The 20,027-nt window shown below is 65.1% G+C and carries 23 protein-coding genes, 1 pseudogene and 1 riboswitch; of the genes and pseudogenes, 15 read left to right on the forward strand and 9 right to left on the reverse strand.

What is annotated here, in order from left to right; all coding sequences use genetic code 11:
- Nucleotides 1-4: 4 nt before the first annotated feature.
- From ACQEV2_RS42805 to ACQEV2_RS42815, 3 genes are all read right to left on the reverse strand, one after another.
- Entirely contained in the window at nt 5-415 is a 411-nt protein-coding gene (locus ACQEV2_RS42805) for a nuclear transport factor 2 family protein (RefSeq protein ID WP_433055839.1), read from the reverse strand.
- 63 nt (nt 416-478) lie between these two features.
- A complete protein-coding gene (locus ACQEV2_RS42810) occupies nt 479-1,333 on the reverse strand; it encodes a cytochrome P450 (protein ID WP_433055842.1) in 855 nt (284 codons plus the stop codon).
- Between the two features lie 338 nt (nt 1,334-1,671).
- A complete protein-coding gene (locus ACQEV2_RS42815) occupies nt 1,672-2,340 on the reverse strand; it encodes a class I SAM-dependent methyltransferase (RefSeq protein ID WP_433055845.1) in 669 nt (222 codons plus the stop codon).
- Between the two features lie 344 nt (nt 2,341-2,684).
- Here ACQEV2_RS42815 and ACQEV2_RS42820 point away from each other — a divergent pair, with 344 nt between their 5' ends.
- A complete protein-coding gene (locus tag ACQEV2_RS42820; protein WP_433055848.1) occupies nt 2,685-3,965 on the forward strand; it encodes a hypothetical protein in 1,281 nt (426 codons plus the stop codon).
- Nucleotides 3,965-4,315: a Rieske (2Fe-2S) protein gene (locus ACQEV2_RS42825; protein WP_433055851.1), complete on the forward strand. Its 351-nt coding sequence runs from the start codon at nt 3,965-3,967 to the stop codon at nt 4,313-4,315. The genes ACQEV2_RS42820 and ACQEV2_RS42825 overlap by 1 nt, the downstream gene beginning before the upstream one ends.
- A 106-nt stretch (nt 4,316-4,421) precedes the next feature.
- On the opposite strand, the gene ACQEV2_RS42830 is transcribed toward ACQEV2_RS42825, so the two are convergent.
- Nucleotides 4,422-5,336: a hypothetical protein gene (locus ACQEV2_RS42830; protein WP_433055854.1), complete on the reverse strand. Its 915-nt coding sequence runs from the start codon at nt 5,334-5,336 to the stop codon at nt 4,422-4,424.
- 62 nt (nt 5,337-5,398) lie between these two features.
- Nucleotides 5,399-6,277, reverse strand: a complete 879-nt coding sequence (locus ACQEV2_RS42835; protein WP_433055857.1) for an MBL fold metallo-hydrolase — start codon at nt 6,275-6,277, stop codon at nt 5,399-5,401.
- 12 nt (nt 6,278-6,289) lie between these two features.
- Nucleotides 6,290-6,357: riboswitch (guanidine-III (ykkC-III) riboswitch) on the reverse strand.
- Between the two features lie 344 nt (nt 6,358-6,701).
- Here ACQEV2_RS42835 and ACQEV2_RS42840 point away from each other — a divergent pair.
- The 4 genes from ACQEV2_RS42840 (at nt 6,702) to ACQEV2_RS42855 (ending at nt 9,759) form a co-directional block, all read left to right on the forward strand.
- Nucleotides 6,702-7,565: a site-specific integrase gene (locus tag ACQEV2_RS42840; RefSeq protein ID WP_433055860.1), complete on the forward strand. Its 864-nt coding sequence runs from the start codon at nt 6,702-6,704 to the stop codon at nt 7,563-7,565.
- A 9-nt stretch (nt 7,566-7,574) separates the two neighbouring features.
- On the forward strand, nt 7,575-7,778 hold the full coding sequence (locus ACQEV2_RS42845) for a tyrosine-type recombinase/integrase (protein ID WP_433055863.1): 204 nt from the start codon (nt 7,575-7,577) through the stop codon (nt 7,776-7,778).
- Nucleotides 7,775-8,104, forward strand: a complete 330-nt coding sequence (locus ACQEV2_RS42850) for a helix-turn-helix domain-containing protein (RefSeq protein ID WP_433055866.1) — start codon at nt 7,775-7,777, stop codon at nt 8,102-8,104. Before ACQEV2_RS42845 ends, ACQEV2_RS42850 begins: the two co-directional genes overlap by 4 nt.
- 269 nt (nt 8,105-8,373) lie before the next feature.
- Nucleotides 8,374-9,759 (forward strand): hypothetical protein, encoded by a 1,386-nt coding sequence (locus ACQEV2_RS42855; RefSeq protein ID WP_433055869.1) that lies wholly within the window; start codon nt 8,374-8,376, stop codon nt 9,757-9,759.
- 31 nt (nt 9,760-9,790) lie between these two features.
- Here ACQEV2_RS42855 and ACQEV2_RS42860 read toward each other — a convergent pair.
- From ACQEV2_RS42860 to ACQEV2_RS42870, 3 genes and pseudogenes are all read right to left on the reverse strand, one after another.
- Nucleotides 9,791-9,970, reverse strand: a pseudogene (locus tag ACQEV2_RS42860) (hypothetical protein); the annotation flags it as partial.
- Between the two features lie 103 nt (nt 9,971-10,073).
- On the reverse strand, nt 10,074-10,220 hold the full coding sequence (locus ACQEV2_RS42865) for a hypothetical protein (protein ID WP_433055872.1): 147 nt from the start codon (nt 10,218-10,220) through the stop codon (nt 10,074-10,076).
- A 31-nt stretch (nt 10,221-10,251) separates the two neighbouring features.
- Nucleotides 10,252-10,377 carry a hypothetical protein gene (locus tag ACQEV2_RS42870; RefSeq protein WP_433056107.1) on the reverse strand — a complete coding sequence of 42 codons (126 nt, stop codon included), beginning with the start codon at nt 10,375-10,377 and terminating at the stop codon, nt 10,252-10,254.
- Between the two features lie 147 nt (nt 10,378-10,524).
- Here ACQEV2_RS42870 and ACQEV2_RS42875 point away from each other — a divergent pair.
- The 8 genes from ACQEV2_RS42875 (at nt 10,525) to ACQEV2_RS42910 (ending at nt 18,048) form a co-directional block, all read left to right on the forward strand.
- Nucleotides 10,525-11,384, forward strand: a protein-coding gene (locus ACQEV2_RS42875; RefSeq protein ID WP_433055216.1) for an IS5 family transposase whose coding sequence is annotated in 2 segments (ribosomal slippage) — nt 10,525-10,875 and nt 10,878-11,384 — 858 coding nt in all. Because the reading frame shifts where the segments join, the coding sequence is not laid out codon by codon here.
- A 51-nt stretch (nt 11,385-11,435) separates the two neighbouring features.
- Nucleotides 11,436-12,134 carry a site-specific integrase gene (locus ACQEV2_RS42880; RefSeq protein WP_433055875.1) on the forward strand — a complete coding sequence of 233 codons (699 nt, stop codon included), beginning with the start codon at nt 11,436-11,438 and terminating at the stop codon, nt 12,132-12,134.
- An 11-nt stretch (nt 12,135-12,145) separates the two neighbouring features.
- On the forward strand, nt 12,146-12,862 hold the full coding sequence (locus tag ACQEV2_RS42885) for a hypothetical protein (RefSeq protein WP_433055878.1): 717 nt from the start codon (nt 12,146-12,148) through the stop codon (nt 12,860-12,862).
- Nucleotides 12,862-13,488, forward strand: a complete 627-nt coding sequence (locus ACQEV2_RS42890; protein WP_433055881.1) for a hypothetical protein — start codon at nt 12,862-12,864, stop codon at nt 13,486-13,488. The genes ACQEV2_RS42885 and ACQEV2_RS42890 overlap by 1 nt, the downstream gene beginning before the upstream one ends.
- A gap of 95 nt (nt 13,489-13,583) precedes the next feature.
- Entirely contained in the window at nt 13,584-14,579 is a 996-nt protein-coding gene (locus ACQEV2_RS42895) for a hypothetical protein (protein WP_433055884.1), read from the forward strand.
- Complete coding sequence (locus tag ACQEV2_RS42900; protein WP_433055887.1) at nt 14,576-16,753, forward strand: integrase; 2,178 nt, start codon at nt 14,576-14,578, stop codon at nt 16,751-16,753. Before ACQEV2_RS42895 ends, ACQEV2_RS42900 begins: the two co-directional genes overlap by 4 nt.
- Nucleotides 16,743-17,171, forward strand: a complete 429-nt coding sequence (locus tag ACQEV2_RS42905) for a hypothetical protein (RefSeq protein WP_433055890.1) — start codon at nt 16,743-16,745, stop codon at nt 17,169-17,171. The genes ACQEV2_RS42900 and ACQEV2_RS42905 overlap by 11 nt, the downstream gene beginning before the upstream one ends.
- A gap of 70 nt (nt 17,172-17,241) precedes the next feature.
- On the forward strand, nt 17,242-18,048 hold the full coding sequence (locus ACQEV2_RS42910) for a hypothetical protein (protein ID WP_433055893.1): 807 nt from the start codon (nt 17,242-17,244) through the stop codon (nt 18,046-18,048).
- Between the two features lie 39 nt (nt 18,049-18,087).
- Here the strand turns inward: ACQEV2_RS42910 and ACQEV2_RS42915 are convergent.
- Nucleotides 18,088-18,905 (reverse strand): IS5 family transposase gene (locus ACQEV2_RS42915; RefSeq protein ID WP_433054013.1). Its coding sequence is split into 2 segments (ribosomal slippage): nt 18,088-18,563 and nt 18,563-18,905, totalling 819 coding nucleotides; the frame shifts between segments, so codons are not numbered across the junction.
- A gap of 85 nt (nt 18,906-18,990) precedes the next feature.
- Here ACQEV2_RS42915 and ACQEV2_RS42920 point away from each other — a divergent pair.
- Nucleotides 18,991-19,790 (forward strand): IS5 family transposase gene (locus tag ACQEV2_RS42920; RefSeq protein WP_433056110.1). Its coding sequence is split into 2 segments (ribosomal slippage): nt 18,991-19,339 and nt 19,339-19,790, totalling 801 coding nucleotides; the frame shifts between segments, so codons are not numbered across the junction.
- Nucleotides 19,791-20,027: the final 237 nt, after the last annotated feature.

Below are 20,027 nucleotides of genomic sequence, written 5' to 3' on the forward strand. Positions count from 1 at the left end.
CGCTTTACCGGCCCCACCCTTCCGGAGCGGGCACGTGGGCCCCAAGCACTGCATACCAATATTCTCTCAGCTCTTCGCAGAGCCCGTTTTCCGCGAATCGCAGAACCATGCATCCTGGCAGAGTAACCCGATCGTCAGCGTGTGGCTGGGTCAGCCTTACATCGCGGAACATTGCCCACCATTCAACCGTTGCGCGACGTCCGACAATAAGCGGCTCGGAGAAACGCAGGTTCATTTCGTGCTGTGTCGCTGTCACCTCCCTCCAATAAGTCCTGATTCGAGCGCGCCCGCAATGCGGTTTCTCGGCTACGTGAGGGAAGTACAGGGCGTCTTCGGTGAAGAGCTCGGCCGCCCGATCAGCATCCTTGGTGCACCAAGCCGACTCGCATTGCTTAATCCATGACCAGATATCCATGAGTTCCTGCCTGACTATGTTCTCCGTTGACGTGGACAGAGTGACGCAGAGACTCGGCCGTATTCAGTCCCATACGACATACAATGCTCGGGGCCCTCTGAATTCCCAACCCCTCAGTAAGGTAGGTTTAGAGCCATCGGGCCGCATGTTCGGAAGGGCGTGCAAGATAACTTCCAACATCACCTGCGACGATTTTCGGGTGAACAGGGATCCAACACAGGCGTGTGGCCCAAACCCAAAAGCGGCGTTGCGCCCGTCTCTTCGATAAATATTGAATCTGTCGGGCTCCTGGAAGATTGCGTTGTCCCGGTTAGCAGACGAGATGAGGGCAGCTACCCGCTCACCCTGAGGAATTCGCGATCCCGCGATGGTGACCGACTGGGTTGTCTGCCTAGTTTGTGTGCCGATGGGAGACATCCAGCGAAGCGTCTCGTTGACGGCGCTCCCCAGCAGGGAGGAATCTTCCTGCACGTCCCGCAACTGGTCAGGGTGGCAAAACAGCGCGTAGAGCGTTGACGCGGAAGCATGGCCGGGTTCCTGCGCCCCGCCGATCATCAGCACCTTCAACGTCGGCAGGACTTCGTCCGGACGCCGGGGACATCCCTCCTCGCGGCCTCGGTGAAGCAGGTCGGATATGAGGGACGTACTCGGCTGAGCCGATTCCTGCTCGATCAGCGGCTGCAGTACGCGACTCATTTCCGAAGAGGCAGCATCGGCTGTTCCCTGCATGATAGGGTCTTTATCAAAATTGGAAGCACCGATAGCAAGATCCCTAACCCAGTTCCGCAGTGAAGAGATATCTTCTCTATCGATCCCTAGCACTACTGCCTGGGCCAGGATGCTGATTGGCTCGAAGTAATCGGCCAACAGATCTGCATGGCCTTGGTTGCGGATCTCCTCAACACGTTGCAGAGCCAAGGGCCTGACAAATGTCTCTACTAGCCGGTGCGTCCTTCGTGGAGTGTACTGGGACTTAATGCTTTCCCTGAGTTGAGCATGAAGACTCCCCTCGGAGGTGAGTACTGTGGGCCGCCCGCATGTACGGTCGAGGGGAGAGTCTGTAAGTTTCGCTGCAAATATCTCTGGAAGCGTCGCCACCTTAACTACATCTTCCCAGCGAGTCACGAACCAGAGTCCCGTTGATGGAACCCAACAGACCGGAGCCTCAGAACGAAGTTGTGCGTAAATAGGGTATGGGTCCTCCATCAATTCTTCTACGGCTACAGCTTCTCCGATCGCTGTCATGGTCGCCCTCACTACTGCACTCGCAGCGCTAGTGTTATTCCGTCTGCCATCGGCAGAAGGGAAATTTCCACCCTCGAGTCACCGTGTACCTTCATGTTAAACTTACGCAGCGCGACCGTCTCGGAATCATTTGCTTCTGGATCGGCTACCGCCCCACCCCAAAGGGTATTGTCTGCGGCGATCAGGCCGCCAACCCTGACCAAGTGCAAGGCAGATTCGTAGTAGAATTCATAGTTCTCCTTGTCTGCGTCAATGAATGCAAAGTCGAAGGCGCCCCGATTTGCAGACTCCGCTAGGAGAGATCGCAACGTTTCGCTGGCATCTCCAATACGCAGGTCAATTTTATGACTGATTCCTGCACGCTCCCAATGGCGGCGGGCGATCATAGTCACTGTTTCGTTGTTATCCAGTGCTATCACAGAGCCGTCGATCGGGAGCGCTCGTGCGGTACATAGGGCGCTGTATCCCGTGAACACACCTATCTCCAGCACCCTCTTTGCTCTAATTGCCTTCACGAGGAGTGAAAGAAATTGTCCCTCTTGTGGAGGGACCTGCATCTCGGCATCAGGGAGCCTCGAGGTTTCTTCTATCAACTCCCGTACCTCCGGCGTGGCTCTCCGGACGGCTATTTGGTTAATGTAGTGATTTAGTTGCTCAGTAACTTCCAGGGATCGCAACATTGAGAAGCCTCTTATCGAATCCCGACTGCACGAAGTCGGCGTGCGTCCCTCCGTGCGACGGTCGCCGGCCGCTTAGCGCACGAGTAGCTACGGCCAGCGTGCTCCATGGTTCCCTTGAACGCAATTGCTCCCTGAGCGACGAGCCCGCACGCGGCGGGAGTGGGATCCGTGGGCCGGCGGGCCCGGATGCCCAAGTGCCGGGGCGAGCCGTGGGTGCCGAGCCCGTAGGTGAGTATCGATTACTCACGCAAGAGGAGCCCAGATGCGCACACGGTAGAGTTGTTCTGCTGATCGGAAGGGCTGCGGAAGGCACACGAACCGCCCGAGCGCCCTGGGAGACAGACATGATTCTGGTCGAGCTGCCGTCCAAAGAGGCATCTGGAGCGATCGCCTTGGAGGCCAGCGAGTTGTATCGACGCCGGAGCGCCTTTTTGCCCATAGATGCAGTTCCCCGCCTTTCTCCCGAACTTTTGCGTGAGGGCAGGCCTGGGATTGCAGGAGTGCGCGCTCATCTCACCGAAGGTGCCCATGCGGCGCAGACCATCGTGCAGAAACTGTCGCAGGTCCCTCTCGCTCCTTTTATTACAAGCGGTTACATAGCAGGTCTTCGCGCGTATGCAACACGAGGCGCGGCGCTGCTGGAAGACGAGCTGGCCGACCTCAATGCTCATCATAATGATGACACCAGTGCTGAAGCGGTGCGCTGCTGTGTCACGGGTGACGAGCTACTCCTCCTCGGCCACACGCTTCAAGACCGATACTTCGGAATCCGTCGTGTGCCCGACATAACCTGGGGGCAGCTTGCGGCGCAGGTGTGCTCTACCGCCGAGGCCGTTCTGATCGATCTTCCCTTTACCTGCATCGACTTCGACGAGACAATCGCGATCACCAATGCACTGTCGCATGCATGGGGAATCCTCGGGAATGAACCTCCGAAGGAGCAGGCGACAATCTCACAGCCGCTTACAGTAAACGGCTCCGTCGAGCAGATATGGCGGCAGGCCTGGTCGTGGTCTAGTGAGACCGAATCCTTCGCCCGTACTGTTGCTGAGTACCGGTGGATCACCGGCCATCACTTCCTCAATCTGTGCTTCCTCTTCTGTCGCAGTGCCTTGCGTAGAGCGACAGAAGAAATGGGAAGGCAAAAGGTAGAGCGGGCGGCCAAAGCTGTGGACCAAGCAACAGTGTTCCTGCGCGGCACGACAGCAGCGATGCGGTATGCGGGAAACTTCCCGGCACACATCTATAACACTTTCACGCGCCCATCTATGGACAAAGTAGGCAGAGCGCACCCATTCGGCTTCTCCGGAACGCAGAATTGGGATTATGCCGCCTTCCGATCTACTATGCAGGCACTCACCGCCGAAGTCGAAGAGAATCGTGGCCCTCTGCGGGAACCAGATTATGCTCAGCTCCTCAAGGCGCTCCAAGTTTTCCGCGAAACTTACCTTGCCGACATGGAGCAACACGTCCTCATTGCGGCGTCCAAGGTGAGTACCGACGCTTCGCTCATGCAGAAAGCGGCCCGCCGGGGAATGCCAAGTTCATGCTCTATGAAAGAAAAGAGCGGAACGGAAATACTTCGCGACCTGGCCGCCCTTCGCAGAGAGGAACTCAACTGGTGATGTCGAAAAGCGAAGGATCTCCGATAATCAGGACGCGTCTGTGTGGAACAAGCGATATTCTGGACGGTCAGCTAAGGGTGACGGACGTAGGGCATAACGCCGTCGCAGTTTACCGGCATGACGGCGAATATTATGCAGTCGAGGGCACTTGCCCTCATAGGGGACTTCGGCTTGAGGGCTCGATCGTGGAGCAGGGAACAGTGATCTGCCCCAGCCACTTCTGGCGCTTCGATGCCGCATCTGGGCAAAACGTTTGGCCTAAAACGTCCCAGTGTCTGCGGCGCTATAGCCTCATAGCCGAAGGGGATAGCCTGTTTCTTCAGTTGGACCGGGATGGAAAGCCTGTGTAAGAGGCCCTTTTCATTGGCCGGATCACCACTAAAAAGATGGTGCGATGGGCATTGCTATGAACCGAAACTCTTCGATTGCCTTGTTCGTTGTGGTGCGTCCGGTTCGCTACGGTTCCCGATCTCCCAGGAGGACCGCGGCGCCGCCCACCCAGATGCCGCGCCCTTTCCCCTTCGTCAGGGTGAGGATCGCCGAACGGCTCGCCTGGGTGTATTGAGCGATCTGCAGCCGTTGACCTTCGCTGACGCGGGGGTCGGCGCTGACCTGGGCCGCGTTTGAAACGCCGGTGGCTCGGTCCACGGCAATCCGGCCGAGGTATGCGTTCGCCTGGATCGCGCGTTCGGGCATACCCGTGATGCCGTTGCGGCAGAACAGGTGGATCCCGTTGACGTTCAGCTCGCGCTGCAGGGCCATCAGCCGGTCGTAATCCAGACCGTCCAGTTCACGCCGCAGCCGCGCAAAAACGGCGGGTGTCACCTCGACGGTCAGCTTGGGCGAGCCGACGGACAGGACCGGCAGGCCGCCGGCCAAAGATGGCAGTGGCACATGGAAGATCTCCTCGAGTGCCTGCTCACGCCCGTATACGATCAAGGGCTCACTGGAGACGAAGTGCAGCATGACCGTGCAGCCGCCGGAGAGTGAGGCGCGCGCCGACCCTCCCGACGGCGTAGTGATCACCAGATCAAGGCCTACGGTGATGGGCCCGGTCTCGGCCAGCGCGTGCACGACGCCGATGAAGCCGTGGGCGCACGCCCCGAGTGTTTTCCCGGTCGGTGTCAGGACGGTGAGATCGAGCTCGTACTCGGAAGGGCGGTGGGGCTCGCACCGTTGGCGGACGGCGTCGATGAACACGGTTTCGGGTGTGCCGGTGCGGCGGGCCAGCGTCCGGCGTTGCGCTGCGCTCAACCTCCCCACCTCGGCACCCATGACGACGGCAAAGGGGTTGCCCACTCCGTTGCCAGGATCGCGGGGGTCGACGAAGGCCGAGCCGAAGACGACACGGATCCCGCCCGGCAGTATCACTTGTCGGATTGACATCTTCCCAGTCGAAGCACTGGGGAGGGGACCCGGTCTGTTCATGCCGCTCATGTGCTGGGGCAAAGGACGAAGAGCGGGAAGGCCCGGCGGCTGGGCCGGTCGTCGATCTCCTCCAACGCTGCGCGGATCTCGCGCAGGTGGTCGGTGGTCATCTGCAGCGGGGGCTCGTCGGGCTGGTAGACGGTACGGATCGGATAGTCCACACCAGGTTGCCGAGACATTTCGATGTGGCAGCCGAGCACGTGGGTGACCGTCCGGTGGTCGCAGAAGTCGATCAAGCGATCGATCGTCCGGATGAATGCCGGCCAGTCCTTGATGTAGAGCCGGCCGGGGTAGACCGTGTCACCGGTGAGGAGGAATCCGGTCCACGGATCGTAGAACGTGACCGCCGCCTCGTGGTGGCCCGGGGTCGCCAGGCACTCCAGCACTCGGCCCCCCAGGTCTACCTGCGCCACGGCATCAGGGTCGATGGCGAATCCGAAATACGGCCAGGCGGTGTCCGGCTCCGCACTGACCACCGTGGTGTCAGGACGATCGGTGAACTGGCCGTCGCCTGCGACGTGATCACCGTGCGGATGGGTGTGCAGCACCAGCAGTTGGTATCCGTGCCGCGGGTGACGCGCGAGCCAGGACTCCATGAGCTCGTCGACCACCTGGCGAAGAGGGAAGAACTCGGCGGATGCGGTGGCACCGGTGTCGATCAGCACCGCCTGCTCATTGCCGAACAGTAGGAATAGGAACGGCGCCTCATAGTCGATCGCCATGTTCTGCCGGAGGATGAACGTGTGCTCGTCATAGCCGTGGACCTGGATGTTCGGATCGGTGTTGTGCTTGGCCGACGGCGAGCCGTGAATCCACCGGACATTCAGCGCACGAGGCCTGGGAGTCGCTCCCGTGAAGTCGATTAGGGAAGTGCCGGCACCCATGACGTCTCCTTGAGCGCGTCGTCTTGGCGGGCCGGGTACGGCGCACATCTCGTCCGGGGCAGGCACATATGAGCCTCCGCGAGGACGGTAACACGCACACAGGGGTCGGTCAGGTGCCCAACACAGTCGCGAAACAGGTCCGGTGGATGCCGCTCCTTTCACCTCTTATAAATGAACAGATGCGAGAGCTCTGCGAGGGCCCCTGAGGTGATCATGTTTCCGCAGGCCATCGTTTGCAAAAGTCCTCTCGAATGTGCGACATCCCATGAGTTCCCCTGAGCCCCGCTGAGTCCTTGTCCCCGTGGCCAGGGTGTTCTGTCTCCTTGGGGTGTTCTTCGAGCCGGTGACGTAACTTCAGGATTCTTGAAGCGTTCTCACTTCGTCCGATCGGTCTGCGATCGGGGTGAAGGTGAGGAGGCTCGGGTTGGCGCTGGCAGCCGTACGCGACCTGCGCGAGTTCCGCGATCCGGTCTCGGCGGAGGAACTGGAGCAGTTCGAGACCGACGTGCTCGCCGGGTTCGTTCTCGCGCGGGCTTCGGCGGGGCTGGCGGACGGCACCATCCGGGGGGACGTCGGGCACCTGGACCAGATGCGGGCCTGGTTCGGCCGGCCGCTGTGGGATATAGAGCCGGCTGATGCCGACGCGTACTTCGGGAAGGTGCTGCGGGGCTCGCCGAGCGGCACCCGGCTGGCCCGCGCGCAGGCGCTGACCACGTACTTCCTGTTCCTGGAGCTGCGGCACAAGGTCCAGATCCATCGGATGACCGGTCGGGTCGTCGAGTGCCCGATCGACGAGATGAACCGCCCGCGGGGATCCAAGGACGCCGCCCTGCAGATCCCGCCGATCGAGCCGGAGATCAAGGCACTGTTCACCGGCTGGGGCGGCGAGTTGGCGACCTGCCGCAAGTTCGCTCCCACCGCGCGGAACTACACCGCATCGAAACTGATGTCGCAGGTCGGACTCAGGGTGAGTGAGGCGTGCAAGCTCGATCTGGCGGACATCAAGTGGGACCTGGGCCGCTTCGGCAAGCTCCATGTGCGTCACGGCAAGGGCGCCCGCGGCTCAGGCCCGCGCGAGCGGATGGTGCCGCTGATCAACGGCGCCGACCGCACGCTGCGGTGGTTCATCGAGGACGTCTGGGGCCAGTTCGACGACGACCACACCCGACCCGGAGCCCCGCTGTTCCCCTCCGAGCGCAAGAACACCGACGGCTCCTCGCGGCGCGTCGGCGACGACGCCTTGCGCAACGGCCTGGCCACCGCAGCGAAGACCCATCTGCCCGGCTGAGCCGACACGTTGACGCCGCACGTCCTGCGACACTTCTGCGCGTCCGAGCTCTACCTCGGAGGTCTTGATCTGCTCGGGATCCAAGCGGTCCTCGGACACTCCTGGATCGCCACCACGATGCGGTACATCCACGTCCAGCAGACCCGGGTCGAGGACGCCTGGGTGTCCGGGCAGCAGCGGGCCGCGAAGCGGCTGGAAGGACTGATGGGATGAAGTGGAACCTGCGGCTGACCGCCGCGAACAAAGGGATCTGGAAGGCGTCCGAGCTCCAACGGAGCCTGGCCGAGCACGGCTTGGTGATCTCGGCCGGGAAGATGTCCGGCCTGTGGTCCGGCCAGCCGGTCTCCCTCAAGCTGGAGGACCTGGACGTGATCTGCGTCGTGCTCGGCTGCGAGATCGGCGATCTGCTGATTCCCGAGCCCGGGAAGGTCCGGCGCCCAGGGCAGGAGGCTGGCGTTCAGGAAGCCACGACCGGCTCGGTGGTGACCCCGGCCGTCGTGCCCAAGCGCCGCCACGGCCGTTCCCTGCCGCCGATGTGACCTGGTCACCATCACCATGGGAAAGATCAGCGAGAACAAGCCGGCGGCCTCCTGCTCAGGCTGTTTCGCCTGGGGACAATTGCCCGGCCGGTTCTGCCGCGGCTGCTACACCTACGGCCAGCAACACGCCGTCGGCGAATGCGTCGGCTGCCGACGGCAGGTCCCGGTCGATAACAAAGCACGGCTACTGCCGACTATGCCGGGCTCAGGCGACCTGGGCGATAAAGGCCAGCGGCAAGGCATCGGTGATCGAGCCGTACCTGCGACAGGTGACCTGTCAGCAGCTGTTCTTCGCGAACCTCCAGCGGCCCAAGAACGGCGGACCCCGGGTCGGCAAGGCCGGGCGGCACGTCCTGAAGCCGCCACCGCTTCCCGAACCACACCGCCTGATCACGACGGCAACGCAACTGACGCTGTTCACTGCCACTCGGGACTTCCGCCGGTTCGACCGAGAACTCCACGCCGACCTGGCCAACCCCTGGCTGGTCCGGGCCCAGCAGGCCGCTCGGGCCCTGGGAGAGGCCCGCGGCTGGAGCCGCTGGATCACCAGCGATGTGAACCGAGCCCTGGTCATCGTGCTGTCCAGCTATCGCGAAGACGAGTCGATCCGATACTCCGAGCTCTTCCCGGCCCTACGAATCCGTGGGCTTCCCGTCGTGCGGACAGCCGAAGTCCTCGACCGTCTCGGCCTGTTCGCCGACGACCGGGCCCCGGCCGTCGACCGGTGGCTGGAGCGAAAACTCGACGGCATGCCCCCAGGCATCCATCGCGCCGTCGAAGCCTGGGTTCGCACTCTCCTCGACGGTGGCCCACGGTCCGAGCCCCGGTCCCGGCATACGACGTGGGCCTACCTGGGTGAGATCCAGCCAGTGCTGCTGGAGTGGTCCAGCCGCTACGACCACCTGCGAGAGGTTGCCCGGGAGGACATCATCGCGGCCCGGGACGCTGTCACCGGCAAACAGCGCGAAAGCCGGATCGTCGCACTGCGGTCACTGTTCCGGCACGCGAAGAAGAACGGCCAGATCTTCCGCAATCCCACGATCCGTATCCGTGTCCCCCGGCAGACCGGCGGTGTCCTCCAAGCCCTAATCCAGGCGGACATCGACGAGGCCGTCGCCACCGCCACCACCCCGGACATCCGGCTCATCGTCGCCTTGGCCGCCATCCACGCGACACGGCCGAAGATGATCCGGACGATGCGGCTGGACGACGTCGACCTGGGCAACCGCCGCATCACCGTCGGCGGCCACGTCCGTCCGCTCGACGACCTCACCCGCCATGCGGTTCTGGACTGGCTCGACCACCGCCGCAACCGCTGGCCGAACACGGCCAACCCTCACCTACTGATCGCCCAGAAGACCGCCGTCGAACTCGGCCCGGCCGGCAAACTCTGGACCACCCGAGCCACCCGCAACCTCACCGCCACCCTCGAACGGCTCCGCGTCGACCGCCAGCTCGAAGAGGCCCTCACCCACGGCGCCGACCCCCTCCACCTCGCCCTCGTCTTCGGCATCGACGAGAAGACCGCCATCCGCTACGCGGACTCGGCCCGGCAGCTTCTCCAGGCCGACCTCGAAGCCGATCCCGTGTGTTCGCCACGAACCCACGGGTCCACCCCCGAGAATGGCATCCCTGGACCCTCGGGTTCCCGCTGAAGAAGCTTCAGTTTCCGCGAACTCACGGGGATCACGGCCCCGGACTCCTATCTCTGACCCCAGCCGCAAAGTAGCGATCAGGGCGTCGTGAGCGCCCTCTTCTTGGGTTGCCGCGGCACGGTCTTGTCCCGATCCAGGCGGCCGTACACGTGGAGCGGGGCACGCCGAACATGTCGGCGATCTGCTGGACGGTCTTCTCCCGCTCGTCGTAGAGCCGTTGGGCAAGCGCGGCCTGGTCCTCCGTGAGCCTGGGCCGGCGCCCGCCGACCCGGCCGCCGGCCCGTGCGGAGGCGAGTCATGGGTGTCCGCCACGATCAGTTCACGCTGGAGCTCAGCCAGTACGGACAGCATCCCAACATCGCCCGGCCTTCCATCGTGGACGTGTCGATGCCTTGCTCAATGACATGCAGGCCGATGCCCCGCTCACGCAGGTCCGCGCCGAGGGTCACCAGATGGAGCACGAACGGGAGGGCCGGTCGAGACGGGCGACCTTCAAGGTGTCGCCCTCGCGCAGCAGCTGGAGACCAGGTCAAGCTTGGGGCGGGAGGCTTTCGCGCCGCTCGCGATGTCGATGTGGATGTTGTCGCGTTCGACGCCAGCTCGCAGCAGGGCGTCGATCTGGTGATCGGGGTTCTGGTCGGCGGTCGAGACCCGCGCTTTAGCTCTGCGGTTTGAGTGTGTCTCGTGAGGGTGAAGTTCTGTCCCTCGTACGAGTGTTAGGGTCCGTCTTCAAAGATCATCTCGTAATGGATCATGGTGGGTGTGATGCGCCGCCATGAACTCACCGACCGTGAGTGGGAGTTACTCGCTCCACTCATACCGCGAGCCGTGACGGGCCGACCTCGCGTCGAGGACCGGAAGATCGTCAACGGCATGGTGTACAAGATCCGCACCGGGATCTCCTGGCGCGACCTGCCGGCCCGTTACGGCCCGTGGAAGACGGTGTACACCCGCTTCCGCCGCTACGCCCTGGACGGTGTGTTCACCCGGGCCCTGCAGCAGATCCAGGCCCAGGCCGACGCAGTCGGCGACATCGACTGGCTGGTCCAGATCGACTCCACCGTCGTCCGCGCCCACCAGCACGCAGCCACCACCGGCCGAAAAGGGGGCAGCAGCGGGCGGACGAACCGGACGATCACGCCCTCGGCCGATCCCGAGGAGGACTGACCACCAAAATCCACCTCGCCTGCGACGGCAAAGGACGCCCGCTCGCCATCCTCCTGACACCGGGCCAACGTCACGACAGCATCTGCGCACACCCACTGCTGGAACGGATCCGCGTCCCTCGCATCGGCCTGGGCCGACCGCGCTGCAAGCCCGACCAGGTCGTTGCAGACAAGGCCTACAGCTCCCGCGGCTTCCGCGCCTACCTGCGTAAACGTGGCATTGCGCATGTCATCCCCGAGAAGATCGACCAGCGACGGCACCGACACAACCGCGGCCGCCGCAGCGGCAGACCGCCAGGATTCGACCGGGAGACCTACCGCCGACGCAACATGATTGAGCGCTGCTTCAACCGGCTCAAAGGCATCCGCGGCATCGCCACCAGATACGAGAAGACCGCCACCTCCTACGAAGCGGCGGTCACACTCGCGTCATTCCTGCTCTGGGCAAGATCCGTTTGAAGACGGGCCCTAGCTCTTGCTCTGTCTCGTGTCTCACTCCAGGTTCGTTCCGTGATCCTGCACTACTTCAGTTCCGCCGGGTGGGAAGAGTGGGGCCTTTACGAGCGGCCCGTCATCCGGGAGGCCATGCCCGTCCTCATCGACGAGGACCTTCGCTTCGAGGACTCTGCGGGGCCTCGGCCCACGGTGGTGATGAACCTGTGGCTTCGGGAGTTGCCGGTCAGCGGGGCGCCGTCGCCGAAGTCGTGGCGGACGTACGCCCAGGCGCTCAAGGGCTGGGCGGAGTTCCTCGTTGCCCGCGGAATCCCCGTCTTCGCCGAGCGGCAACGGCTTCGGGACGCGCTGTCGATGTACGCCGAGTACCGGCTGTCCGGGCCGCTGGAGGTGCGGCTGAGTCCGGCGAGCTGGAATCTGGCGGTCAAGACGCTTTCGTCGTTCTACCAGTGGGCGGCGGCCGAGGGGCACGCGCCGACGGTCCCGTTCTCCTACGTCCGGCAGTCGATGACCCGCCCGGACGGTGCGCGCGTGGAGGTCACCAGGAACCCGGCGACGGTGCGTACGGGCAACGCGCACGCGACGCGGAAGTACCTGGAGAAGCCGTACACGGACTTGCTGATGAACGCGCTGGCGGGCAACAACCCGGCGAGCGAGCGGGACGTCTCGTTCCGGGGGCGGGAGACGGGCCGCAACGCGGCCGTGATCGGCCTGGCGCTGTCCAGCGGCTGCGGTCACAGGAGTTCACGCACCTGACGGTCTACGAGGTGCCGCCGCTGCCGCGCCGCCGCACGGCGGTGCCGGTGCCGCTGGTGCTCGCCCCGCCGACGGCGAAGGGCAGGAAGGGCCGGTCGACGTGGATCGGTTACGAGGACCTGGCCCGGGTCCACGACTACATCGGCTGGGAGCGCGCCGCGGCGACGGAGGGCTCACGCTGGCGGCCCCGTGACCCGCTGTTCGTCGAGGCCCCCACGCATGACGGCGCGCTGATCAACGGGACGCGCCGTCGCTGGCACACCCTCACCCCGGCCGAGCGGTTGCGGCTGGTGGCCCCTGGCGGGGGCAGTGCCCTGCTGGCGGTGCAGTCCGGCGGGAGGCCGTTCGTCGACTGGGCGACCGTCCTGCGCCGGACCGCGCAGCGGATCCGGGGCCGCTTTGAGCCGTCCTTCCCGCATGTCCATCCCCATGTCACTAGGCACACCTTCGCGATGGCCACGTTGGAGCGGCTGGTACGCGGCTACTACCAGCAGGCCGCCCAGCTCGTCGTGGACACGGGCGGCGACGACGCCCTGGCGCTCTATCTGACCAAGGCCGATCCGCTGCTGGTGCTGCGTGATTTGTTGGGGCATACCAGTGCCGCCACCACTCAGGCGTATCTGCATCTGCTCGACACCCAGCGGATCTACCGAGACGCCTACGCGGCCACCGAAGGAGCCTTGGCCGTGGATGCCGCTGCAGTCGCCGAGTTCGAGGGCGAGGTCTGATGCCGGCCGAGATCCAGCAGCCCTTGGCGGTGCTGTTCACTTTGCCGGACGGCGTCATCCACCACGGGGTCCTGCATGATCTACCGAACCAGCAGCTGGCCGCGGACCTGGCCGTGGGGCTGGTGGCGGCCACGCATCCGCACGGACCGATCCGCACCCGCTCGGTGGCCCGGCAGTACATGACGACGATGCGCCGGATGGCGCGCGACCTCGACGCCTGGGGGGTCACGGGCGGTCTTGCCGATCTGACCCCGGCCACGCTGGTGCAGTACTGGCTGACCTGCGATTACCACCGCGAACGGCGCATTCGCGTGGTGCTGAACGCGTTCCAGGAGACGGCCGGAGGACTGGATCCGGGTATCTGCCGTCACCTGGCCGGGCGGCGGATCAACAAGGTGAGGAAGAGCCGGCCCAACCGGCCCTACAGCGACGGTGAATGGCGGCGGCTGGAAGCCTCCTGCACCGATCAGATCGCCGCGGCCCGCCGCGCACACCGTCAGGCTCTGGAGGCACCGTCCGGGGCGCCGATCCGTCCGTCCACGGCGTCACCTTCGACAACCTCGCCTGGCTCTGGCTCCACGAGGGCCCCGCGGAGGCGAGAAGGGCGGTTGAGCGGTTCGGCATGATGGGCGCCGGTGTTCACCGGGCCCAGTTCACAGAGGTTGAAGCCGCGCTGTTCCCTGCCTCAGAAACGGCGTTCGCCTACCTCACGCTGTTCGCGATGCGCACGGGCATTGTCCCTGACGGCATCGACGCCCTGCGACTCGACAACATAACCCGGACCTCGGCAAACACCGTCCTGCTCTCCTACCGCAAGGGCCGCACCGGGGATGAGGCCCTCAACCTGCCCCGTGATGCCGTGCGGCTGCTGGACCGCTGGCTGGAGCACTCGGCCCAACTACGTGAGCACGCCGGGGATTTGGCTGATCGGCTATGGCTCTATGTGGGCTGCGACGGACTCGGAAGGGGGCAGGGCCGGATCTTTGACCGCCCCCGCAGCCAGCGCCAGCGCCGGGCCTGGATGGAGTCCTCGGGCGTGCTCGGCGACGACGGGCAGCCCCTGCCGGTGCACGGCGGCCGGGTCAGGGCCACCTACCACCACCGGCGCGACCGCACGACCTGGACCGGCCGCACGACGATCGACCCCAACCACAGCGCCCGCGTCGAGGGCGATCACTACCTCAGCTCTCACACCCCGGCCCAGCTCGACGCCCTTGAAGGTGTCATCGAACAGGCCCAGGGCGAAGTGCGCCGCAAGGCCGCCCCTCCGGTCGTGATCAGCAGTGGGGACGCTGCCGCGTTCGCCGCGGACTTCCCCCGCCTGGTCGAGGACGCCGGCCTGGACGCGGCGGCCATCCAGGCCCTGCTCTCCGGTGAGCAGGACATGTTCGTCGCCGCGTGCGCCAGCCCGCTCAACGGCCCGCACGCCCCGGCGGGAACCTTGTGTCCGGCCCGGCCCTGGGTGTGTCTGCTGTGTCCGCTCGCCGCGTTCGCCCCCCGTCACCTGCCCAACCTGCTCAGCCTCAAGGAGTACTTCTCCCGGCAGGCCCAGCAGATGACCACCGGGCAGTTCCTGCGGATCTTCGGTCCATACACGGCCCGCCTGGACGAGGACGTCCTGCCCCGGTTCGGCCCGGCCGCCATCGAGGCCGCCACCCGGCAGAGCGCCGAGACCGCCGCCTTCTTGCCGCTGCACCTGGAGGAACAGCCCCAGTGACGACCGCCCATGCCTCTTCCCCGGCCCTTGCCGGGCGGCACCCCTTCCGCGGACTGCCGGTCATCGAGACCGCCGGCCTGCGGCGCGAGCCCGGCAGTCCCCGCCCCGTCTTCGACCAGGTTGTCTGGGACCTGACCGGCCTCGCCGACGCCCCCGTGGTGATGAGCGCACACCGCAAGATCCTGGACTTCACCGCCATCATCAACCCCCGCTGGCGGCAGGTTGCCCGCGAGTACCTGATGGCGCGGATGGCCCCGCTCCATCCGGACGTGGCCGTCTTGCCGCAAGCGTTCCGCACCCCACTGAACCCGAACTCTCTCTGGTCCGAACTCAAGCACCTGGCCCTTTGGTTCAACCACCTCGCCGCGGTTGGCATCACATCGCTGTCGCAGGTCCGCCAGCACCACTGCAACGCCTATCTCGCGGCTGCCTCGCGCAGTGTCACCGACCCTGACCGGCTGCTGTCACCCGCGACCACGGTGGCCAGGGTCCGCATTCCACAGTTCCTCGTCCTCTACGCAGAGATCCTCAGCGACCGCTACCAGCCCGGCTTCAGCCCGTGGCCGGGCCGCAGCGCGGACGAGGTCATCGGATACGTACGCAGTGACGGCAACCGGGTACCGCCGGTCCCGGACACCCTGCTGCGGCCTCTGCTGGCGAACTGTCTGTACTTGCTGGAGACGATCGGCCCACAGCTGGTGGCCGAGGCGGCCACGGCCCACGCCGCCGATGAACATGAGGCCGCCTCGCGGCGGAGCCTGCCGGTCACAGAGATCGACGGTCTGCGTGAGGCCATCGGGCGACGGCGAGAGACCGGGATTCCTGCTTCACGGGCTACCGAGTCGACGGTCACTCAGCGTCTGAAGAGTGGATGGTCCCCCAACGACCCGCTCCTGCACATGTCGTGGCACCCCTTCGTCGTGGAGGCCGCGGGGGCCATGGGGCACCGCAGGGACCTGGAGATTCTCCGTCCCGAGTTGGAACGGTGGGTGAGTGAGTGCGGCCTTCAGCAGCCCTGGTGCCGCGACGCGGCACCGGTGTCCCGACACGATGACGGCACACCAGTGCCCTGGGCTCTGCCGATGGCTCGGCACCAACTGGATGCCACGGTCTATGCCGTCACCTCGGCGGCCTACTTCCTGACCTCGGCGCTCTCTGGGATGCGTGCCTCGGAGCTGGCGGAACTGACGAGCGGCTGCCGTCGGCAGGAAGAGCTGCCTGGCGGCGGAACCCGCTACCGCCTGGTCTCCCGCCGCATCAAGGGCGAGGCGTTCGGCGGGACTGAGGACGCGTGGGTGGTCACCGAAGACGTGCGCCGGGCCATCGCCACGGCCGAAACTCTCACCAGCGCTACCGCAGGCCAGCTGCTCTTCTCCAAGGCATCCAACAACAGCAACAAGCGCTATACAGCCTTGCGGTCATGGGTGAACGGCGAGTACGGGCAGCGGCTCGGACTGGAGCCCATCCCTGACGGACCGATCAACCCCCGAGCCCTGCGGCGCACCCTCGCGATGGCCATCGCCCAGCGCCCGCACGGCCTGATGGCCACGAAACTGCATCTCAAGCACGTCAGCGTCGCCACAACCGAGGGCTATGCCGCTCGCCCCGGCGGGCACCAAGCCGCCTTCGCCGCCGAGGTCGCCGCCGAGGAAGAAGCCGAACACCTGCGGCTGACCGTCGCCGCCTACGAGGACTACCAGCGCGGCATCCTGCCCAGCGGACAAGGAGCCCGCGACCTGATCACAGCTTTCAAGGCCGTCGACCAGGTGCTGGACCAGCACGACGCGGGGCCGGTCACCGTCATCGACGACCGTCGCGTCGAGCGCGTCTTGAAGGCGAAGGCCAAGACCCTGCACGTTGGCATCGGCAACTACTGCTGGTTCTCCGACCCCGGCAAGGCGTTGTGCCTGAAACTCGCCGGCACCCCGGACGCCGACGAACCCCTGCTGGGGATGTGCGACTCGGCCAGCTGTCCGCAGGCCACCCACCACTCCCAGCACCGGAAGATCTGGGCCGACCACGCCGAGAACACCCAGGCCGTCTTCCTCGGCAACCCCAGACTCTCCAAGCCCGAACGCGCCCGAGCCCAGGCCGCGTTCGACCGCGCCACCCGCGTCGTCGCCGAGATCGATGCCACCGTGCACACTCCCGAGGAACTCGAAAGTGACGCATGACCGCCAAGCGGAAACCGAGACCAGGATCCGAGCAGCGATGCGCCAACTCCTCGCCGGGCCAGTCCCCGAGGGCCTGAAGTGCGACGTCAAAAGCCTGTGCAGCCTCGCCGGAGTGCCACGGGCGACGCTCTACCGCACCTACCCCCACCTCAAAGCCGACTTCGATCGCCAGCGCACCGCTGCCCAGGAAGCTGGCCAACAACCCGACCCGCGCCTCGCCCAGATCGAACGACTCAAAGCCGAGATCGCTGGCCTACGGGAACGCCTCGGCAGGAGGGACACCGAAGTCGACCAGCTCCGAAGCTTTCGAGCAGGGGTTCTCTCTCGGCTTGCCGCTCAGCACGACGAGATCATCGCCCTCCGGCGCGAGCTGGAGTCCGTGGCAGGCGCCAAGATCCGCACGCTCCCGACCCGATAGGCCCTCTCTCGAACTTCAGCCCCCGTAATGCGAATGCCACGATGAACCGATCAGCGCCAGGATGGTGGCCATGAGCGAGAAGCCGATCTGGGACGAGTGGGCACAGCGGGTCTACCTGACCTGGCTGGTACGCGACATCCGATACGCGCAGGTCGCGCTCCTGGAGATTCGAGCGCGGGCTGGCCGGACACCCCCAGATCCACTGATCTGGATTCCGCTTGAGACCTTCCTGATGTTCACGGCCAAAGTCTCCAAGATGCTCAAGCCCATCGGCGCGGACAAGGACAGGCCGAAGAAATCCGGGCCTGCACAGGACGCCTACGATCGCCGCAAGCTCCGTGGAGAGCAACTGCGCGCCATCTTGGACGTGGACGACGCGTCACCTGTCCTTGACCGGAAGGTCCGGGATGCCAGCGAACACTTTGACGAGCGCTTCGACACGTGGACAGGCGAGCAACCCCGAGTCACAGCCGAAGAGATGGAAACCGGTGGTCTGCCGACCTTCCCTGCACCACCGATGCGGAGAGTGGACCACGGTTCGTGGGTTGTCGAGGTAGCGGGTGAGACTCTCAATCTAGAGGTCATCGAGGTCGAACTGCGGCGGATGCTCGCTCGGGCGATGGAACTGGAGCCGCTGGCCACAGTGGAGGATCCCGGCCTGGCAACGCTGCTGGCCGGACTTCCGCCGTTCCCGGCGGAGCTTCGGCTGCACGCGCCGACCCGTCGTCCAGACGAGAATGTGCGCTCCGGGATCGATCGACAGGCAGCCGCAGGAGACCAGAGAGAGTTCGACGAGACGATCGCACGGGCCATTGATGCTCTCGCCACTGCCGAAGGCGCGGATGAGCAAGGGCCAGAGGCCCCCGAGGCCGGATGAGACACGGCCCCGACTAAACAGACCGACTTAGAGCGTGTCCTACGTGGTGAGGCGGACGAGGCGCTTGTAGCAGCACAGGGCGGCTGCGAGTCCGAGAAAGGCCAGGTAGTTGCGGGGATGGCGCTCGTAGCGGGGGTTGAGTCGGCGGTAGCCGGACAGCCAGGACATGGTTCGCTCGATGACCCAGCGGCGTCGCCCTAATCGTTCGCTGGACTCGATCCCCTTGCGGGCAATGCGTACTCCGATCCGCTTCCATCGGAGCCATCTGCGCAGGTCGGCACGGTCGTAGGCTTTGTCCGCGTGCAGGCGCTGGGGCTTGAAGTACCTGCCATTGTGAGGGTCGTGTCTCGTTTGGTGACCCTCGATCATGGGCTTCAACCCTTCGCTGTCGTGGGTGTTGGCGGCCGAGACGCCGACGAGGAGGGGCAGGCCGTTCGCGTCCGACAGGATGTGCATCTTGGAACCCGGCTTGCCCCGGTCCACGGGGCTCGGACCTGTGTGTTCGCCCCCTTTTTGGCCCTGACATGGGCGGTGTCGAGGACGACGCGGGTGACGTCGATGAGGCCGGCGTCATCGAGCTGATGCAGGACCGCTTCGTGTAGGCGCCCCCAGACGCCGGCTCTCGACCAGATCAGAAACCGGCGATGCGCCGTCGACTTCGATATGCCGAAACAGGGCGGCAGTTGACGCCAGGCACAGCCGCTGACCAGCACATAGATGATGGCCGCGAACAGCGTTTCATCAGGTGTGTCCTGCGTACCGCCGCCCTGCGGCCGCACCTTCGGCGGAGGGATCAGCGGCTTCGCGATCTCCCACAGCCCGTCCGGAACAATCCAACTCCACGTACCCCGCCCCATGCCTGGACCAACGATGCCTCACCACGTAGGACACGCTCTTAGACGTCATCTCATTTGGGTCGGTAGCCTGTCGGTCGTGGTTTCGATCGTGGAGCGGCTGGTGCCGGATGAGTTGTGGGAGTTGTTCCAGCGGGTGGTCCCGGAGGCTCCATCGCGGCCTCAGGGTGGTGGCCGACGCCGACACGGTGACCGGGAGGTGCTGGCCGCCATCGTGTTCGTGGCCACGTCGGGCTGCACGTGGCAGCAGTTGCCGTCCGCGTCGTTCGGGCCGTCGGGAGCGACGGCTCACCGGCGCTTTGCCGAGTGGTCGAAGGCCCGGGTGTGGGCCAAGCTCCATCGCCTGGTCCTCGACGAACTCGGCTCCCGCGGCGAGCTGGACTGGTCCCGCTGCGCGATCGACTCGGTGAACATGCGGGCCCTGAAAAGGGGGAGCTGACAGGCCCGAATCCTGTCGACCGGGGCAAGTACGGCTCGAAGATCCACTTGATCACCGAGCGGACCGGTCTGCCCCTGTCCGTCGGAATCTCGGGGGCGAACCTGCACGACAGCCAGGCGCTGATCCCGCTGGTGAAGGGGATACCGCCGATCCGCTCCCGGCGCGGACGCCGGCGGCGCAGACCGGGAAAGCTCCACGCAGACAAGGGATACGACTACGACCACCTGCGGCGATGGTTACGCGGGCGCGGCATCCGGCACCGCATCGCCCGCAAGGGCATGGAGTCCTCGACCCGTCTGGGCCGCCACCGCTGGACCATAGAACGCACGATGTCCTGGCTTGCCGGATGCCGCAGACTGCACCGCCGCTACGAGCGCAAAGCCGACCACTTCCTGGCCTTCACCAGCATCGCCTGCACCCTCATCTGCTACCGCAGACTCACCAAATGAGATGGCGTCTTACGAGGCGAGTCATCCGTTCAAGAGCGGGACACTTTCACTTGAACACGTCTCATGCCCGGCTATCGCGCTTAGCCGATGAGCATGTGTCGGAATCTATCGGTCGGACCGTTCGTCGACGTTGATTTCCGGCGCGAGTTGTCGGCACTGCCCACCTGCGGGTTCATGATCACGGCGATGAGTGTCGGAAGACGTTCGTTTGCCGACACTTGGAGCTCGATCATTGGC

The sequence above is a fragment of the Streptomyces sp. CA-251387 genome (assembly GCF_050936625.1).
Classification (GTDB): Bacteria; Actinomycetota; Actinomycetes; order Streptomycetales; family Streptomycetaceae; genus Streptomyces.

Bases quoted from the DNA above. Each gene is read 5' to 3' on its own strand.
- ACQEV2_RS42850 (WP_433055866.1), top strand. From the start codon at position 7,775: ATGAAGTGGAACCTGCGGCTGACCGCCGCGAACAAAGGGATCTGGAAG.
- ACQEV2_RS42820 (WP_433055848.1), top strand. From the start codon at position 2,685: ATGATTCTGGTCGAGCTGCCGTCCAAAGAGGCATCTGGAGCGATCGCC.
- ACQEV2_RS42910 (WP_433055893.1), top strand. From the start codon at position 17,242: ATGAGCGAGAAGCCGATCTGGGACGAGTGGGCACAGCGGGTCTACCTG.
- ACQEV2_RS42890 (WP_433055881.1), top strand. From the start codon at position 12,862: ATGCCGGCCGAGATCCAGCAGCCCTTGGCGGTGCTGTTCACTTTGCCG.
- ACQEV2_RS42825 (WP_433055851.1), top strand. From the start codon at position 3,965: ATGTCGAAAAGCGAAGGATCTCCGATAATCAGGACGCGTCTGTGTGGA.
- ACQEV2_RS42805 (WP_433055839.1), bottom strand. From the start codon at position 415: ATGGATATCTGGTCATGGATTAAGCAATGCGAGTCGGCTTGGTGCACC.
- ACQEV2_RS42895 (WP_433055884.1), top strand. From the start codon at position 13,584: ATGCGCACGGGCATTGTCCCTGACGGCATCGACGCCCTGCGACTCGAC.
- ACQEV2_RS42835 (WP_433055857.1), bottom strand. From the start codon at position 6,277: ATGGGTGCCGGCACTTCCCTAATCGACTTCACGGGAGCGACTCCCAGG.
- ACQEV2_RS42815 (WP_433055845.1), bottom strand. From the start codon at position 2,340: ATGTTGCGATCCCTGGAAGTTACTGAGCAACTAAATCACTACATTAAC.